The sequence below is a fragment of the Lysobacter sp. Soil_C_15 genome (assembly GCF_057657315.1).
In genome coordinates, this window is record NZ_JBDGIR010000004.1 from 159,160 (window position 1) to 175,651 (window position 16,492).

A 16,492-nucleotide genomic window follows, 5' to 3' on the forward strand; every position below is an offset into this window, starting at 1 on the left:
GAAACCGAAACGCCCCGCGATTGCGGGGCGTTTGCGTTCGGACTGGCCGGTGCGCGGCTTACTGGGCCAGCTTGAGTTTGTCGGCGATGGCCTCGAAGGCTTCCTGAGTGGACGGCGACAGGTTCGGCCGGCCGGCCAGGATGCCCATGGTGATGGTGCCCTGCACGTAGTAGGTCTCGCCCGCCTCGACTTCCAGGTTGAGAATGTCCTTGGCTTCGGAATGCACGGTGTACTCGTGCGCACCCGGCTCGACCGCCACCACGAAATACTTGCCGCTGCGCAGCTTGCCCAGTTCGGTGGCACCTTCGCGGACCTTGTAACCGACCGCGCCGCCCACGAACTTCGACGGACGGAAAAACACGATCTGTCCCTTGCCTGCCGGCGGCGGCGCGATGCGCCCGGTCGCTGCGGCCGTGACCGCGGCGGGCTTGGCGTCCTGCGGAGCAGCTTGATCGGCCTTAGCGGCGGGCTCGACCGCCGCCTCGGCCTGGGCCGCCGGCTTGACCGAGTCTTGCGCGCCGGCGCCGCCGGTGGCGGCCGAGGCGACCTGCACCTGCTTGGCAGGGTCCGCAGACTTGTACTTCCAGGCCGACTCCGCCAGAGCCGCGGACGACGGCAACAGCAGCGCGATCAATGCAACAGACGACAACGACTTCATCGGACTTCCTCATTACTGGCGGATGGTGCGGAAATGGAGTTATCGGCCGCGGTAGCGGATGCCGTTTCGGGCCGGGAAGAGTGCATCGCCGGATCTGCGATATCGACGGCCTGCGCCGTCTTCGCTGCGGCTTGAGTGAAAGCCGGGATTTCGATTTCGCCGCCGCGGACGAACATGGCGAACCCGCCGATGAGCACCGCCAAGCCGGCCACTTTGCCCGACTTATCCACGCCGGCAGCGCCGATCCGGAACCCGCGCAGCGGCAGGCGCAGGCCTGCGTGTTCGATATATCGAGCGGCTAGCAACAGCTCGCCCGGCTTGCCGCCGCTGCGCGAACGCTCGGCGTGCACGACCTCGCCCACGGCAACCGCTCCAGCCGGCACCATCGTGGCGCCGTCGACGGTCAGCGCCTGCGCCAAGCGCAAGCCGAACTTGTCGCCCCGCTTCAAGGTCGCCGAGGTCAATGGCTCGGTCGTCTCCAAGGTCACGACGGTATCGGCCGGAATACGGACGACAGGCGCGGTCTGGGCGGCAATCGCGTCCGCCGCCGGCACGGCCGAACCGATGCTGGGCGCCGCGGCCGCCGGTACGGCAACCGTCGCAGTGGACGACCGGGATACCGGCGTCGCCGCCTCGTTGGCGGGCATCGCCGCGCCCGCCTCGGCCAAGGCCAGGACGGCGATCAATACGCTGGATAGTTCAGACACTGCAGGCGCCCCCCCCGATCGCCTTGGCGGCGCCACGCTATCCGAACGCGGCGGTTTTGCCAATATGGTCACAGTGGCGCGTTGCCCAGGGCGCGCCGTCGGCCGAACGTGCCAGGTCAGGGCTCAGCGCGGAGGACGAGCGCTTCCAGCACGGAGTATGGCTCGATCGAGCGCCCACCTTCGTCGTAGCGGATGAATTCGCCGCGCGCCGGTAGCGCCGTGCGAACCAGGCCAGCGCGCAGTCGACATCCTCCGGCCGGCAATGCGATCCGGCCAAACCAGCCAGCCGCTCCCGCACCTCGACACCCAGGCCGTCGCGCCGCCGCCAGTCCTTCAGATGGAGATAAGTGCCTGCGCGCCGGAGATAGCCGGCGAAAAGCGTTCGAGATCGGCCCGGCTCGCCTTCGCATCGACCTCGATCCGTTCGCAGGTATTGTCCGGACAGTACTCGGCCAACGCCAATCGCCGCTGCGGCCGAAACGGATCGAATCGCCGGGCGGCACCGACCGCAACAGCGTCGCCACATCGGCCGCGAAGGCCGGACGCGGCGAAACCCATAGCCACCCTGCCAGCATCGTAAGCAGCAGTAGATTCCGACTCATCGCCGCTCCGTCTTACCGCTGCCCCGGGAAGCGCAGGTCGAACACGAACGCAGTGCCGTCCTGGTCGGGATCCTGGTTGGGCGTGTCGTTGCCGAAGGCTTCGCCCTTGGCGTTCCAACTCCAGATGGCGACGTTGCGGGTGGCGTCGATCACCGTGCGCGGGGTGCCCAGGGCGTCGGGTTGGACGTAGTGCAGTTTCTGCGCGGTGCCGGCGCCGGCGAGGACGCCGACCGGGGACTCGCCTAGCCACACGGCTTGCTGCTGGGTCGCGCCGTTGGCGTCGTAGTCGCCGAGCCAGTGGCCGGCTTCGTCGTACAGGGTGTAGATCGCGACCGGGCCGCTGGCGCCGTTGCTTGCGGCGACGCGTTCGCCCTTGGCGTTGTAGCGGTAGCTGCGGTTGACCACCCCGGCCAGCTTGACCTGGCTCATGCGGTCGTTGCCGTTGTAGACGAACTCCTTGGCGGTGCCGCCGATGCTGGTGGTGTTGCCGACCGCGTTGTAGCCGCGGGCGACGCCGCCGACTTGGGTCAGGCGGTGGCTGGCGGTCGGGTACGTGTACGTCGTGGTGGTGCCGGCGTGCAGCAGGCTGGTGCGGTTGCCGGTCTTGTCGTAGCCGCAGGTTTCGAGCGGCGTGTTGCTGGGGCCGTCGCGGGTGATCCGGACGAACCGAGTCAGAGCGGCTTTCCAACAGATCTGGATGGAAAGGTGCTCTGACCCGATTTTTCGACCGCCTCTATCGAGGCCCGGGTGTCGGGCAATTACTCAACATGTACAGACCGACCACCGACAAGATCCATGAGAACCAGCATTCCGTTTGAGACAACCTCAGCGGCATTTGCCAAATCAGCCTCGGTCAGCTCGTGAAATCCAATTCCAACCATATCCCCAACAGATGTCATCGAAAGAAAATGATCGTAACTATTCAACAGGGCGCTTTCGTTCAGATCGAACGAAACACAAACATTGTTTTTTAGAGCCCCTCGTATATCGATCAACATATTCCAGCAATTGATAACCTCGTTGCCGTCAACAGCTTTCCCAGCCAACAACTTGGCAAGCAAAGCATCAAGATCAAATACGGTTTCATCTTCAACGCGCAGCTGACCCGCAGCGCTACACCTGTCAATAAGAACTTCCTTTGTATTCGCCCACAGTACCTCGCCGTCATATCTAAACAGGGCGTTCCCAGGCTCGTCGGTAGATCTCCAGCCGACCCATATATTTTCCCCCTTCACGATGAGGTGCACCGGGAACATTGCTGCATCCTCAGTGTCGGCATCACGATCTTCAGCATTCACTAGGCATGCTTCTCTTCATAGTAGTAAACCTCGTCCCACCCAAACAGCCTCGAAAAAAACCCAGGAGCCTCGCCATCTGGCTTGAAATGAGTTTCAGCGTATTTCTTCAGCATATTAAATGGATTTCCAGGCCCTTCCTTTGTACTTTGGCCAAATTCTTCACAAACCCGCCTGGCGAACTGAATAGGTTTTTCTCCATTCCGGGGAACGCTTCCCCGAGCCCACGAAGGAATATCTGTTTTTGGCTTCCCGGCCCTCGGCTGGATACGGATTTGCGGTCGAAGATGCCAAGGTACACGACTACCCATAGTCGCAGGACCGATCGGCAGGGTTCTGGGCGAGAGAAGTGGCCGCGGCACAAGGCCGTTCAACCCTTCAGGATCTACGGCAGAGAGTGGCTTAGCCTCCACATAACCATAGAGATTCGATCCTCCTTCCAACCCAATCGGATCACTCTGCACATACCTGCCAATCCCGGAATCGTAATCCCGGAAGTAGTTGTAATTCAGCCCCGTCGCCGCGTCATACCGCTGCCCCGGGAACCGCAGGTCGAACACGAACGCAGTGCCGTCCTGGTCCGGGTCCTGGTTGGGGGTGTCGCTGCCGAAGGCTTCGCCCTTGGCGTTCCAGCTCCAGATAGCGACGTTGCGGGTGGCATCGATCACCGTGCGCGGGGTGCCCAGGTGATCGGGTTGGACGTAGTGCAGTTTCTGCGCGGTACCGGCGCCGGCGAGGACGCCGACCGGGGACTCGCCCAGCCAGACGGCTTGCTGCTTGGTCGCGCCGTTGGCGTCGTAGTCGCCGAGCCAGTGGCCGGCTTCGTCATAGAGCGTGTAGATCGCGACCGGTCCGCTGGCGCCATTGGTTGCCGCGACGCGTTCGCCCTTGGCGTTGTAGCGGTAGCTGCGGTTGACCACCCCGGCCAGCTTGACCTGGCTCATGCGGTCGTTGCCGTTGTAGACGAACTCCTTGGCCGTGCCGCCGATGCTGGTGGTGTTGCCGACCGCGTTGTAGCCGCGGGCGACGCCGCCGACGTTGGCCAGGCGGTGGCTGGTGGTCGGATAGGTGTAGGTCGTGGTGGTGCCGGCGTGCAGCACGCTGGTGCGGTTGCCGGTGGCGTCGTAGCCGTAGGTTTCGATCGGGGTGTTGCTGGGGCCGTCGCGAGTGATCTTGAGCCGGCCGAGATTGTCGTAGTCGTACTTGGCCAGCACGGCGCTTTGCAGGCCGTCCTTGAGCTCGGTCAGCTCGCCGACTTCGTTGTAGCCGTAGCCCAGCGACAGGCCGCCGACGGCGTTGTCATGGATCGTCTTGGCGCGGTAGTCCAGGTCGTAGCTGCGGGCCAGGCTGCGGCCGTTGCCGTAGGTCCAGCCGGTGGCCGGGCCGAAGGGTTCGTAGGCGACGCCGTTGAGCAGCACCGTGCGCACGCCGCCGGCCGGCTTGACCCCGACTTCGGTGACCTGGTCCAGGGTGTTGCGGACGTAGTCGACGACGGCGTTGTCCGGGTAGGTGATCGTGCGCACCTGGCCCGAGGTCGTGTAGGCATAGCGCAGCGTGAACGACTTGCTGTCCACCACCTGGACCTTGCGCACCAGCTGGCCGTAGCGGTCGTAGCAGTACTTCAGCTCGGTGCCTTCGGTGCGCATCGCGGTGAGGCGGCCCAGGGCAAAGGTTTCGCCGGCAGCGCAGACCGAATTGACCGTGTCGTAGTCGTATTCGACGTCGTTCGTGCCGCTGCCGTAAGAGATGGTCTTCGGCCGGCCCAGGGCGTCGTAGGTGTAGCTGTGGGCGACGGCGTCGTTGGCGTCCTTCTTGGTCGCCAGCAGGCCGGCGGGGTTGTAGGTGTAGTCGGTGACGCCGGTGTCTGGGCTGGTCAGCCGGGTGCGGTCGCCGAAGCCGTTGTAGGCGTAGACGGTGTTCAGGCCCTTGGGGTCGGTGACCTGGGTGACCTGGTCGAAGGCGTTGTAGGCCAGCTTCGTCTCGACCGCTAAGCCGTTGACGTCCTGCAGCAGGCGGTTGAGCCGGTTGAGCGGGTCGTGGTCCTGGTCGCTGATCCGGCCCAGCGCGTCGGTGGTCAGGTCGGGGTTGCCGTCGGCGTCGTAGCTGAAGGTGGTGGCGTGGGCGGCGGCGTCCTTGGCCTGGTGCAGCTGGCCCAGGCTGTCGAACACCCGCGACAGGGTCTGGCGGACGGTGCCGGCCGGGGTCTGGGTGTCCTCCTGCTTGCGATTGCCGGCCTTGTCCAGGGTGTACTGCAGCTTGTTGCCGGCCTTGTCGGTCACCGAGGTCAGGCGTTGGGCGGCGTCGTAGTTGTAGGTGACGTAGGCGCCGCCCGGCGGGGTGACCCGGCGCAGCAGGCCGGTCGGCCAGTACTCCAGGCGGGTGATGCGGTCGTCGGTCTCGACGCTGTTGTCGGCGCCGCGCAGCTTGGTCGCGGCCAGCCAACCGCGCGGGTGGTACTCGTAGTCGGTCACCACGTTGTTGGCATCGAGGATCGACAGCGGCCGGCCCTGCGGGTCGTAGCCGAGGATCTCGGTGGCGCGGCCGAGCGCATCGATAGTCTTGCGCAGGTCGCCCTTGCGGTAGGTGCACAGCGCCGGCTGGGTGGCGCAGGTGCTGTCGTCGCTGCCGTAGTACTGGTAGGTCACCACGTCGTTGACGTCGCTGCGCGGGCCGTCGACCGACTTCAGCAGGCCCAGGGTCGGGCAGCTGCTGTTGGCGGCGGCGACGTCGGCGGCTTCGCAGTAGGCGTAGGCGGTGGTGCGGGCCTGGTTGGTGGTGGTGTCGCGCACCGTCACCGTGACCGGCTGCAGGCGCGCGTTGCGGACGATCCGGGTCTCGCGGTTGCCGAGCTGGGTCAGCACGGTGCGGTTGCCGGCGATGTCGCGGCGTTCGACGCTGGTGCGCTCCTGGGGCAAGCCGACGGCTTCCTTGACCGTGTGCGTGCGCGCCGGCTGGCCGGTGACCGGGTCGTTGGCCTCGGCGTAGCTGTGCTTGGTCTGGGTGCCGTTGCGGTCGGTGACGGTGTCCAGGCGGCGGCGGAAGTCGACGGTTTCGGTATAGAACGTGCGCGTAGCGGTGCCGCGCGGGTCGGTGATGCTGCCGATCTTGCGCGGCTGGTTGCTCGGGCTGGCCGGGCCGAGCGCGTAGGTGGTCTGCTTGCCGAGTGCGTCGGTGATCACCGCGCCGCCGCTGGCCGGATAGCTGAGGGTGCGGCCGTCGGCGCCGCCGGCGTTCTGGCTGGAACCGACCCGGGCCTTGGCGTCGTAGCCGAAGGTGCTCTGGCGCTGGTTGTCCTCGCCGGTGACGCCGGTCAGGCCGTTTTTGAACTGCGGATGTTCGTAGTGATAGGTGCGGGTGCCGCCGCCGGCGTAGGTCGCGCTGGTCACCACGCCATCGGTATAGCCGTAGCTGGCCAGCAGCGCGCCCGCGGAGCGGATCGCGGCGATCGGCGCGTTGCGGCCGGCGCCGAGGTATTCGAACACCAGGCTGCGGCCGCTGTGGTGGGTGACGGTGGCCAGCCGGCCGAGGTCGTCGTAGGCGTAGGCCAGGACGTTGCCGTCCTCGAAGCGGCGTTCGAGCAAACGGCCGCGCGCGTCGAAGCGCGCCACTTCCTCGATCCGGTACAGCAACCACTGCGCGCCGTCGGCGACCAGGCGGTCGCCGCTGCCGTCGCGCGCCTCGTACACGCCGGCGCCGAGCGGCTTGAACGAGACCTGGCTGCCGTCGGCCTGGATCAGGCCGAAATGCGGGGTCGGATCGGCCGGCGTGGCCGGGTCGGCGCCGAGGCTCAGGCGCAGGTTGTGCGAGTGGGTCCAGCCCAGGCCGAAGCCGCCCTGTTGGGTCGAGGAAGACGAGTGATAGGTGCGGCCGAACGAGACCCAGCCCAGGTCGAAGTCCGGCTCCGGGCGCATCTTGTCGCCCGAAGCCGGGTCGCAGCCGCCGTCCGGGCAGTCGAGCACTAGCGGGCGGCTGACATAGGCCATCGGCTGCAGGCCGCCGGCGCAGGCTTGTTCGGCGGCGTCCCAGCTCATCGCGACGGTGTTGGGGCAATGCACGTCGCGGCTGCGCTTGATCGACTGGTTCTGGTTCGCGTTCGGACCACAGACACCGTTGAAATTCTTGATGACGTATGCCGCGTTGTACTCGCGCGTCTCGATCGCGCTGGTCTTGTCGTCGACCCAGGTCAGGTCGACCTCCCAACTCGGCGCCAGATTGATCACGGTGTTCGGCGTGCAACCGTCGTCCAGGCTCAACTGGTCCAATCGCTGCCGGATCTGGTCGACCACGCCTTCCAGAGTCGGCCCCGGAGTGTAGTCGGGGTCACTCAAGTGCTCGTAGGTCCACGGCTCGGTGGCCGGAGGGGTCGGTTCGATGCCGTAGTAATAGGCGGTGCGGTCCGGTAGGTGGACCTGACTGACGACCTGGAAGCTCAGCGGGCCGTAGGACGAATACGGCGCAAACAAGGCCTCGATGTCCTGCTGGATCTCGCGCTCGGTCAGGCGCGGGCCCTGGCTGGTCCAGGTGCTGGTCCATTGCTTGCCGGCTTCCTGGGCCTGGGCCGTGCCGCCGAGGGCGGCGGCGGTCAGCAGCAGGCCGGTCAGCCAGGTGCGCGGCACGGCGCCGCGCGGCGGTAGGTTCGGGTGCTTCGTTCCATCGATGGGGGGCATGCGTCGGTTCCTTGGACGGTTCATGCGTGGCGGCCGCGGGGACGGCCAGGGGGAAGATCGAAACGGCGGACACGGCCACGGCGCGCCGCGCGCGGCTCGAACGCGGGCGGCCGCAGTCGCGGCAATGGGCGGCAAAGACGGGAGCGACGCAAGCGCGGGCGATGAACGGCGGGCGTCGAGAGAGCGGGCGGCAAATCCATTTGCGCAGTTCCGGGTTGTTGCGCCTAGCCTAACCAAACGCTTCGCGGAATATGCGACGGCGACTGAATGGGTTTTGGAAGCACGCTGGCGATCACAAATCCCGAGCGAGGCCCCGGCGGCGCCGCCCCGCGGCGCAGCCGGCGCCGGCCGCCGTCCGGGCGCCAGAGCTTCGCGCCGCCGCGCCCGGGCTTCATCGCCGCCACCCCGCCTTCGTCGCCGCCCCGCTTCCGCTCCTACGCCGCGGCACTATGCTGCGCCCATCCCGTTCCGGCGCCATCTCCGTGATCCGAAGCTTCTTCTTCATCCTGCGCCTGGCCTTGGCCTGGGCCGGCCTGTTCCTGCTGATGGCCTTGTTCGCCTCGGTGACCCCGGGGCTGCAGTATCAGGACTCGACCCCGCTGTTCCTGATCTGCGCGCTAGTGGTGGCCTACGTGGTCACCGGCGCCTTCAGCCATGTGCGCCGGGTGCGGCTGATCGCCGGCCATATCGACCGCGGCGCGCTGCACAACCGCCAGCGGCGCGAGATCGAGGTGCCGTTCGAGGCCGGCGAAACCTTCGACCTGCTCGACGCGGCGATCCGCGAGCTGCCGCGGGTGGAGGAGATCGAAAGCGCGCGCGACAGCCTGCAGGTACGGGCCAAGGTGCGCCGGCACAACCTGTACGGCCGCGACCGCGAAGTCCGCGACCTCACCGGCCTGCGCGGTCATGGCCGCAACCAGATCCAGGCTACGGTGACCCCGGGCGAGGACAGCGGGCGGATCATCCTGATCTGCGAGCCGGAGGCCGGCGCCTGGAGCGACTGGTTCCGGGTCGACGGCGGCACCAACCTGGAGAACGCCGAGGCCATCGTCCGCGCCATCACCCGGCGCATCGCCGAGCGCCGCCGCAACGAACGCGCCGCGGTCACCCGCACGGTCACCGAGAAGGAACTGGCGGTGGCCAAACTGAGCCTGCTGCACGCCCAGGTCGAACCGCACTTCCTCTACAACACCCTGGCCAGCGCCCAGTACCTGACCCGCAACGACCCCGCCAAGGCCGACGAAATGCTCGGCCACCTGATCGATTTCCTGCGCAAATCTTTGCCGCGCACCGAGGACGCGCTGTCGACCCTGGGCGAGGAACTGGACCGCTCGCGCGCTTACCTGGAGATCCTCAAGCTGCGCATGGGCGCACGCCTGGAACTGCAGATCGACGTGCCCGACGAACTGCGCGCCATGCCGTTTCCGCCGATGATGCTGCAGACCCTGGTCGAGAACGCGATCAAGCACGGCCTGGAACCCAAGCCCGGCGGCGGCACGGTGTGGATCCTGGCGCGGCGCCAAGAGCAACGCGCGGCGATCACCGTCGCCGACGACGGCTTGGGCTTCAACGCCGCCAACAGCGGCACCGGCATCGGCCTGCGCAACGTGCGCGAGCGCCTGCAACTGGTCTACGGCGACGATGCGCAACTGGCCGTGGTCGCCAATTTCCCGCAAGGCGTCGCCGCCACCCTGAGCGTACCGCTGGCACGGCAAGAGGACACCGCCCATGGCTAAGCCCGCCTTCACCGCGCTGGTCGCCGAAGACGAAGCGCTGCTGCGCCAGGCCCTGGTCGAGGCGCTGGGCCAGGCCTGGCCGCAGTTGCGCATCGTCGCCCAATGCGAAGACGGCGCCGAGGCCCTGGAGGCCTTGGCCGAGCATCGCCCCGACGTCGCATTCCTGGACATCCGCATGCCCGGCCTGACCGGCGTCGACGTCGCCGGCGCCGCCGCCGACGTCAGCCCGCAGACCCGGATCGTGTTCGTCACCGCCTACGACCAGTACGCGATCGACGCCTTCGAGCATGGGGCGATCGACTACCTGCTCAAGCCGGTGACCCCGGAGCGGCTGGCGGTGACCGTGCAGCGGCTACAACAGCAGTCGGGCACCGCCGCCGACAGCGAGGCGATCGCCGAACTGAGCCAGCGCCTGGGCACGCAGCGCAGCAAGCCCGAAGCACCGGCGCTGACCTGGATCACCGCCAGCGCCGGCCGCGAGACCCGGCTCATCCTGGTCGACGACGTGATCTATTTCCGCGCCGACAACAAATACACCACGGTGGTGACCGCCGACGGCGAAGCGGTGCTGCGCAAGCCGATCCGCGAGCTGCTGGAAGTGCTGGACGCCAGCCTGTTCAAACAGATCCATCGCTCGACCATCGTCAATCTGAAAGCGATCGCCTCGATCGTGCGCGACGACAGCGGCAAAGGCACGGTGCGCCTGCGCCAGCGCAGCGAGACGCTCAGCGTCAGCCAGCCGTTCATGGCGCTGTTCCGGGCCATGTGACGGCGGCGACGCGGGCGCCGGTCGCGCGTGCGCAGGCGATGCCCTGCGCGCGAGGCAAGACTTCCCCACTCCAAGGACGATCTCATGCGCAACCTCATGGCCTTGATCTACTACCTGCTCGCGCTGTTCGGCTGCAGCGGCGGCGGCCAGACCGTGGCCCACCGGGTCAGCGTCGACGGCAAGATCGCGATCGACAGCCAGGTGCGCAGCACCGGCGAGATCAGCCGTTTCGAATGCGCCGCCAGCCGCAGCGGCCAATGCCATTACAGCCTGTTCGTCGCCGCGGCCGCGCCCGAACGCTTCGCCGTGGCGGTCGGCGAGCGGCGCGAAATCGTCGGCCTGGCGCCGGGCTTCGGAGTCTGCGCCAGCTTCGACCCGGCGCCGCTGGACCGCGACTGCCGGCCTGCGACCGACTGAGCGCGCCGCGGCGGCAGCGGCGCAGGCGGGTGTGCGCGACTGCGCAGGCAGCCGTCGTGCGACGCGGCCAGACTCGGGCCATGCGCCGGTCGGCGCGGCCCACGTCACCGCATCGGACTCCCCATGTCGCTCTCCTGGCGATCCAAGCTGATCCACCCGCAAGCGCGCTCAGGAGCGGCGCGATTGCGGCAGGTTCGAGCGCGGGGTCTTGGTCGCTGGCTTGACGATCTGCGGCTCTTCGCCGTCGCTCAACGCGCGCAGGCGAACCGAAACGAAATTGCCGTCGCCGAGCAGATCCAGGCTTGCGCTCGGATTGCGCATCAGCTCCTCGCGCTGCAGAAAGGTTTCCTGTCCCGGCGCCGGCGGGAAGCGTTTACTGCACAGCTTCGAGTTCAACCTCAGCACGCTGGTGCCCGACATCCGCCACGGATAACCGGGCACCAGGCGGCTGACGATCGCGCTGTCGAGCCCGACGGTGATGGTTCCGCCTTCGATCGTCCGACACCGGCCGACCGCTATATCGAAAAGCTGCATGCATGACCTCAATGCGTAACTACCGTAAGCACGCTGTTCAAGCGCGCGCTGGCGAGCAGGAAGCGCAACCTGGCTTCGATCGCGTGCAGGTTGGCCAACCGCGGCGATGCGCGCAACGAATACACCACCGCACGCTTGCCGAGCATGGCGCGATAGTCGCGACCGACAGAGATGTTGGTCGTTCCGCTCGCCTCCATCCAGATCCGGCGCAGCTCGATCGGACCTACCGATTGATCGCGGCATAAGGTGAAGTGGAACCACTCCACGTGTTCTTCCATAGCGCTTCTCCACAATCTTCGTTCGAGTATGCGCGCTGAAACGGATGAACGGGCGAAACGAAATAAACCTAGCTATTCGATGAATATGCGCGTATGGTCGATCCGCGACCCGGCAACCGCGATCCATCGACGGCATCGCCCGTCCCTGCCTGACACGGCGCTACAGCGCCATACGAGGCGTTCTTTGCCGCTCTGCACCCGACTTATCGACGTGCCGATCGGCGACGTCGTCTATCGCATTCGCGCCCTGAAGGATCGCCAGCAGTTCCACGACCCCGATCGGACAGCCGAACGCGCCGGCGTTCCCGCTGCGCTGTGGAGCCTGTTCGGACAGTTGTGGCCGGCGGGCGTCGAATTGGCCAGGGAGAGCCTGTCGTATCGGATCGACGGCAGACGGATCCTGGAAATAGGTTGCGGCCTGGGGCTGTCCAGTTTGGTACTGAAGCAACGCGGCGCCGACATCACCGCGAGCGACCGTCATCCGCTCGCCAACGAATTCCTGACCCACAACGCCCGCCTCAACGGACTGAAGCCGATTCCTTACAACGACCTCGCCTGGGAGCGCCCGGAAGACCGCGCCATCGGCAAGTTCGACCTGATCGTCGGCAGCGACGTGCTTTACGAACGCGACCACATCGCAGCGCTGCTCAATCTGATCCGAAACTACGCGACGCCCGAGGCCGAGGTGCTGATTTCCGATCCCGGTCGCGGACAATGCGGCCCGTTTGCCGCTTCGATGTTCGGCGTCGGCTTCACCTTGAGCTCGCGCGGCTACGACATCCCTCACGAACACCGCCGCAATGCCGGACGGATGATGCGGTTCGAGCGCTGAGCGCGGCGTCCTCACCGGCGATCGGCGCGCACCGAACCGGCGCCATGCCGAAATGCGCCGACGGCAAGGCCTAGCGTCCGCCGACGGCGGCGCCGTCCCGGTCCGCGGCGCGTACCGTCACACGGCCGATCCAGTTGCGCGCTCGGCGCGCCAGGCGCGCTGCCTGCGATTCGCCGTCCAGGTCGGATGCGGAGCGCTGCAGCAAGGCCGGGTCCACGGCGTGGAAGGTGTTGACGTTGACCACCGCGTACAGGCGTCCATCGATCTCGCTGGTCGCCACCGGCACCACCCCGCAAATCGCGCAGACATGGAAGTCGGCGGTACGGGTGGCGAAGGCATAGCGCGAGAGACGCTGCGGATCGCGCACGGTCACCTCCAGACTCCCGCTCGGGCAGGCGGTCCACACGCCACCGTGCTTGACGCAGAAACTGCAGGTGCAGGCACGGGCCGGGATCGCGTCCGGCTCCGGCGTCCAGTCCAGGGTGTAGCGGAGGTTGCCGCAATGGCAGGCGCCGTCGATGAGCATGCTGGTGGCCTCGCGGTATCGGCACAGATCAGGTCGGCACAGATTAGCGCGTGCGCCCTGACCGCTCATTCGCCGCGCGCGTCGGCCGACCGGCTTTGCGCGCGCCGGTCCACGCGCCGCCACGGGAGGCGCGCCAGCGCCGACGCCGCAGGACGGGCATCGGCCCGTGGCGGCGTCCGCGCACGGCGAAAATGGCGGCCGCCGGCTGCCGCCGCCCGCCCGGCGCGCCTCAGTCGGTGCCCTGGCCGCGGCCGAACTCGCCCGGCCCGGCGGGAGCGTTCGGCGCCTGCAGGGCGAACACGCAGTCGAAGAATGGCTGCACCTCGCTCCAACTGCGCTTTTCGTCGCGCGCGCGCAGCAAAGCCCGGCCGACCTCGACCACGTTGCCCTTCTCTTCGAAGCGAAGCAGGAACGCCGTACGGGTATCGGCCTGGGCATGGCGGCCGTGGTCCTGGCGGTTATAGGCATGGAACTCCAGGATCGCGCCCGGCGCCGCCACCCGGTCGGCGCCGATCGCGCACTGGCGCAGGCCGCTGGCTTCTTCGCGCTCGACATGGCCGGCCGCATAGCTGTCCTGCAACGCATGCAGCAGCGAACCGAAGGCCACGTCCTGGTAATAGCGGCGCAGGCCGCCGCTGGCGCCCTGGGTGTAAAGATCGAGCACGCGCCATTCGCTCTGGCCGAAGGCTTGCTGGATCGGCGCAATGGGCGAGTCCTTCAGCCGCGTATCCAGATTGTATTCGCCCTGCGCGGTGCGCCAGGCGAACTCCATCCAGCCCATCAGCTTGGCCTTGGTATCGGCCGCGGTCTCGCCGTCGCGGCTGGCCATGGCGTGGAGGAACTGCAAATCGCCGAAATGGCTGCGGTACAACATCGCATCGCCGGGACCGTAGCGTTTGCCGGCCGCTGCCCCCTTGTTGGCGTCGGCGAACAGACTGCCCCAGCACAGGGGCTGGGTCTCGAAGCGAATGGTTTGATCCGTCTTGCAACGCATGCCGCGGGCCTGCCTGGCGGTCATGCGGAACGGAGGATCGTCGTTCCAGCGCACTCCGGCCAACACCGGACCCGGCGCGTCCAAGGCGTCGCGACCGGCGCAATCGCCGTTGCAGCCGTAGATGCGGTTGGTGATTTCCTCGTGCACCGGCTCGGTGAAGGCGACCATCGACCATTGCGCGACCTGTCGTTCGAGAATGATCCAACTGCTGCTGCCGATGCCGGCCAGACGCCGTTCTTCCGCGGTCGAATGGGTCGCCAGCTTGTGCCCCCAAGCCGGCGCCGTCGTCGCCAGCAGCGCGACCGCGCCCCAGCCTCGCATGCTTGCCGCGATCGTCCTTGCCATTCGGCCCCCTGTCGACCGTGATTGCCGGGCGGCTTGCGCCGCCGCCATGTTGTCGCGGGCGCTACGACCGAGGAACGGTGTGCGCTCACGACGACGTAAACGTCGCAGGGCGATGGAAGCGGCCATGGGGTACACCCGCGGTCGGCAGGGGGGCGACAACAAGCTCCCCGCCCCCTTTTGAAGGGGAACAGTATTGTGGCTACCCGTTAGAAAGAGCCCCCTTCGGAAAAGGGGGCTGCGCGCTGCGCCAAATCGAAGCCGGTTCGAAAACCGGCGCGCGGGGGATTTGCTTTGGCTTTGGGCTTGGCTTTGGCCCCACACCGATAGAACTAGGAGCAATCCCCTAGCCCCCTGCTTCAAGGGGGGCAATGCGTTGCGGGCCCGATCGGCCGTCGGGCTCGATGGCTTACTGGCACTGCACCGTGTCGCTGGCCTGGGCGCGGTAGGCGGCCCACATCGCGTCGGCGAAGTCGTCGCCGTAGTAGCCGTCGTCGCGGCCGGCGCCGTGCAGGGCCGGCCAGCGTCCGATGCCGTCGCTCGGGTTGGAATCGAGCGCGCCGCTGCCGCGCGGCTGGTAGGGGTCGGGCTGGGTCCAGGCGCCGTGGTTCACCCAGCGGTCGGCGTAGAGCAGGATCCGGGTGTCGGTCCACACGCAGCGCAGCGACGGCATCAGCCGCAACGCCAGCGCCGCTGCCTTGTAGCCCTTGGCGGTGCAGCAGAACTGGTAGTAGCCGGCCGGCTCCTGGCCGCCGTCGATGTAGCCGTAGGGGTCGCGGCAGTCGCGCGTGCTGGCGCCGGTGTTCTGGTTCTCCCAATACTCGTCGATCGTGCACGGACTGCCGAACAGCACCTGGCCGCTGCCGGCGCCGATGCTCAGCTGCCCGTCCTCCTGGTAGGTGTCGTTCTGGAAGTCGCGCACGCGCGCGGCCATCGCCGCATCGTCCAGCAACAGGGAGCCGAGCGTCAGCACCAGCTTGCGGCCGTGGCGGTGGCCGCCGTCGGCGTAGAAATGCAGGCCGCCGGCCATCGCCGCGTCCAGGTCCAGCGCGTACTGGGCGAAATGCATCGCCAGTTGCCGGCGCTGGGCGTCGTCGTCGCGCACCATCAGCCGCAGCGCGGCCGAAGCGGTGTCGATGGCGATCTGCGCGCCGTAGTCGGGCATGTTCTGCTTGGGATGGATCTGGTCGGCCGACCAGCCGATCTGATGATCGAGCTGGACCCGGCGGAAGCGCTGGGTCACCGTGCTCAGTGCCGGCATGCTCAGCAGCGGCGCGTAGGCCGGCAGTCGGTCCATGCGCAGGCGCGCCACCGGAATCAACGGTTTCTTGGTGCCGAAGTACGGCGGCCGGAACAGGCCGCGGCCGTTGTCGGCCGGCGGCGCCGCGAGCACGGTCAGCACCGCCGCGGTTTCCAGCGAGGTCTTTTCGTCGCCGCTGCGCGAGATCGCCTTGACGATGGACTGGTTCGGCGCGGCCGAGTACGGCAGCACCGGCACCAGGCGCGCGTCGTAGCCGTAGGCGGTGCGGTCGAAGCCATGGCGGCTGACGCTGGTCGGATTGACTTCGAAGCCGTTGCGGCCGCTGCTGAAGCCCGGCGCGATCGACATGATCCGCACCCGGCCCTGGCTGTCGCCGGCCGGCGCCACCCAATAGTCGCCGTTGGCGAACTGGCCGCAGGGATAAGCGCGGTCGAAGGCGAAGGTGATGCCGTACTGCTTCACGCTGCTGCACAGCGCGGGCGGTTCGGCGGCGACGACGGCGACGCGGCTATCGGCAGGCGCGGACGCGGCGGCCGCGCTGGCGGCGGCGCCGAACGAGACCGAGGTCGCGCCGGCGGCAGTCTCTAGGGCGGCACTCGCTTCGGCCTCAGGCGCGGGCGCGGCGTCGGGACGCGGACAGCCGCTCAGCAGCAGGACGCCGGCGAACAACGCGGCGGCGGACAAGCGCCGCCTCGCCGAGGCGAGGACGATGGGTTGGGAACGGTGGCGATTCACGGAATCTCTCTCCTGGGAACACGTCGCCGAGATCGGCGGACGCGCTATCGGAGTGCAGAACCGTCACCGCCGGCGCTGCGCCGGCCACAGAATCACAAAGCCGGAACAATCTGCCGCGCCGGCGCCGAGCCAATCGCCG

The 16,492-nt window shown here is 67.5% G+C and carries 15 protein-coding genes; 4 read left to right on the forward strand and 11 right to left on the reverse strand.

The genetic code is table 11. The features are described 5' to 3' along the window. Positions 1-58 precede the first annotated feature (58 nt). From AC3A57_RS11110 to AC3A57_RS11135, 6 genes are all read right to left on the reverse strand, one after another. Entirely contained in the window at positions 59-658 is a 600-nt protein-coding gene (locus AC3A57_RS11110; RefSeq protein ID WP_487578980.1) for a DUF2846 domain-containing protein, read from the reverse strand. Further along, the gene (locus AC3A57_RS11115; RefSeq protein WP_487578981.1) at positions 655-1,344 is read right to left on the reverse strand and encodes a hypothetical protein; all 690 of its coding nucleotides are present in this window, start codon (positions 1,342-1,344) and stop codon (positions 655-657) included. The genes AC3A57_RS11110 and AC3A57_RS11115 overlap by 4 nt, the downstream gene beginning before the upstream one ends. Positions 1,345-1,698: 354 nt before the next feature. Further along, entirely contained in the window at positions 1,699-1,923 is a 225-nt protein-coding gene (locus tag AC3A57_RS11120; RefSeq protein ID WP_487578982.1) for a hypothetical protein, read from the reverse strand. 56 nt (positions 1,924-1,979) lie between these two features. After that, on the reverse strand, positions 1,980-2,396 hold the full coding sequence (locus tag AC3A57_RS11125) for a hypothetical protein (RefSeq protein ID WP_487578983.1): 417 nt from the start codon (positions 2,394-2,396) through the stop codon (positions 1,980-1,982). 329 nt (positions 2,397-2,725) lie between these two features. Beyond that, positions 2,726-3,265 (reverse strand): hypothetical protein, encoded by a 540-nt coding sequence (locus AC3A57_RS11130; RefSeq protein ID WP_487578984.1) that lies wholly within the window; start codon positions 3,263-3,265, stop codon positions 2,726-2,728. Then, positions 3,265-7,929 carry an RHS repeat-associated core domain-containing protein gene (locus AC3A57_RS11135; RefSeq protein WP_487578985.1) on the reverse strand — a complete coding sequence of 1,555 codons (4,665 nt, stop codon included), beginning with the start codon at positions 7,927-7,929 and terminating at the stop codon, positions 3,265-3,267. The genes AC3A57_RS11130 and AC3A57_RS11135 overlap by 1 nt, the downstream gene beginning before the upstream one ends. A gap of 482 nt (positions 7,930-8,411) precedes the next feature. Here AC3A57_RS11135 and AC3A57_RS11140 point away from each other — a divergent pair, with 482 nt between their 5' ends. The 3 genes from AC3A57_RS11140 (at position 8,412) to AC3A57_RS11150 (ending at position 10,851) form a co-directional block, all read left to right on the forward strand. Beyond that, positions 8,412-9,665, forward strand: a complete 1,254-nt coding sequence (locus tag AC3A57_RS11140; RefSeq protein WP_487578986.1) for a sensor histidine kinase — start codon at positions 8,412-8,414, stop codon at positions 9,663-9,665. Further along, the gene (locus tag AC3A57_RS11145) at positions 9,658-10,434 is read left to right on the forward strand and encodes a LytR/AlgR family response regulator transcription factor (protein WP_487578987.1); all 777 of its coding nucleotides are present in this window, start codon (positions 9,658-9,660) and stop codon (positions 10,432-10,434) included. The genes AC3A57_RS11140 and AC3A57_RS11145 overlap by 8 nt, the downstream gene beginning before the upstream one ends. An 84-nt stretch (positions 10,435-10,518) precedes the next feature. Beyond that, entirely contained in the window at positions 10,519-10,851 is a 333-nt protein-coding gene (locus AC3A57_RS11150; protein WP_487578988.1) for a hypothetical protein, read from the forward strand. A gap of 168 nt (positions 10,852-11,019) precedes the next feature. Here the strand turns inward: AC3A57_RS11150 and AC3A57_RS11155 are convergent, their stop codons facing one another. Both AC3A57_RS11155 and AC3A57_RS11160 read right to left on the reverse strand, forming a co-directional pair. Next, positions 11,020-11,385, reverse strand: coding sequence for a hypothetical protein (locus AC3A57_RS11155; RefSeq protein WP_487578989.1), 366 nt, complete (start codon positions 11,383-11,385; stop codon positions 11,020-11,022). Positions 11,386-11,393: 8 nt separating this feature from the next. Continuing rightward, positions 11,394-11,663: a hypothetical protein gene (locus AC3A57_RS11160; RefSeq protein WP_221671837.1), complete on the reverse strand. Its 270-nt coding sequence runs from the start codon at positions 11,661-11,663 to the stop codon at positions 11,394-11,396. A gap of 79 nt (positions 11,664-11,742) precedes the next feature. Here AC3A57_RS11160 and AC3A57_RS11165 point away from each other — a divergent pair, with 79 nt between their 5' ends. Further along, the gene (locus tag AC3A57_RS11165; RefSeq protein ID WP_487578990.1) at positions 11,743-12,495 is read left to right on the forward strand and encodes a class I SAM-dependent methyltransferase; all 753 of its coding nucleotides are present in this window, start codon (positions 11,743-11,745) and stop codon (positions 12,493-12,495) included. A 70-nt stretch (positions 12,496-12,565) separates the two neighbouring features. On the opposite strand, the gene AC3A57_RS11170 is transcribed toward AC3A57_RS11165, so the two are convergent. The 3 genes from AC3A57_RS11170 to AC3A57_RS11180 form a co-directional block, all read right to left on the reverse strand. Next, entirely contained in the window at positions 12,566-13,021 is a 456-nt protein-coding gene (locus AC3A57_RS11170) for a GFA family protein (protein WP_487578991.1), read from the reverse strand. 229 nt (positions 13,022-13,250) lie between these two features. Then, positions 13,251-14,336 carry a hypothetical protein gene (locus tag AC3A57_RS11175; protein WP_487578992.1) on the reverse strand — a complete coding sequence of 362 codons (1,086 nt, stop codon included), beginning with the start codon at positions 14,334-14,336 and terminating at the stop codon, positions 13,251-13,253. A gap of 430 nt (positions 14,337-14,766) precedes the next feature. Continuing rightward, positions 14,767-16,353, reverse strand: a complete 1,587-nt coding sequence (locus AC3A57_RS11180) for a hypothetical protein (protein ID WP_487578993.1) — start codon at positions 16,351-16,353, stop codon at positions 14,767-14,769. Between the last annotated feature and the right edge of the window lie 139 nt (positions 16,354-16,492).

Excerpts from the sequence above, each read along its gene's own strand:
- AC3A57_RS11170 (WP_487578991.1), bottom strand. The coding sequence starts at position 13,021 with ATGCTCATCGACGGCGCCTGCCATTGCGGCAACCTCCGCTACACCCTG.
- AC3A57_RS11150 (WP_487578988.1), top strand. The coding sequence starts at position 10,519 with ATGCGCAACCTCATGGCCTTGATCTACTACCTGCTCGCGCTGTTCGGC.
- AC3A57_RS11120 (WP_487578982.1), bottom strand. The coding sequence starts at position 1,923 with ATGGGTTTCGCCGCGTCCGGCCTTCGCGGCCGATGTGGCGACGCTGTT.
- AC3A57_RS11165 (WP_487578990.1), top strand. The coding sequence starts at position 11,743 with ATGAATATGCGCGTATGGTCGATCCGCGACCCGGCAACCGCGATCCAT.
- AC3A57_RS11135 (WP_487578985.1), bottom strand. The coding sequence starts at position 7,929 with ATGCCCCCCATCGATGGAACGAAGCACCCGAACCTACCGCCGCGCGGC.
- AC3A57_RS11110 (WP_487578980.1), bottom strand. The coding sequence starts at position 658 with ATGAAGTCGTTGTCGTCTGTTGCATTGATCGCGCTGCTGTTGCCGTCG.
- AC3A57_RS11155 (WP_487578989.1), bottom strand. The coding sequence starts at position 11,385 with ATGCAGCTTTTCGATATAGCGGTCGGCCGGTGTCGGACGATCGAAGGC.
- AC3A57_RS11125 (WP_487578983.1), bottom strand. The coding sequence starts at position 2,396 with ATGAGCCAGGTCAAGCTGGCCGGGGTGGTCAACCGCAGCTACCGCTAC.
- AC3A57_RS11145 (WP_487578987.1), top strand. The coding sequence starts at position 9,658 with ATGGCTAAGCCCGCCTTCACCGCGCTGGTCGCCGAAGACGAAGCGCTG.
- AC3A57_RS11160 (WP_221671837.1), bottom strand. The coding sequence starts at position 11,663 with ATGGAAGAACACGTGGAGTGGTTCCACTTCACCTTATGCCGCGATCAA.
- AC3A57_RS11175 (WP_487578992.1), bottom strand. The coding sequence starts at position 14,336 with ATGCGAGGCTGGGGCGCGGTCGCGCTGCTGGCGACGACGGCGCCGGCT.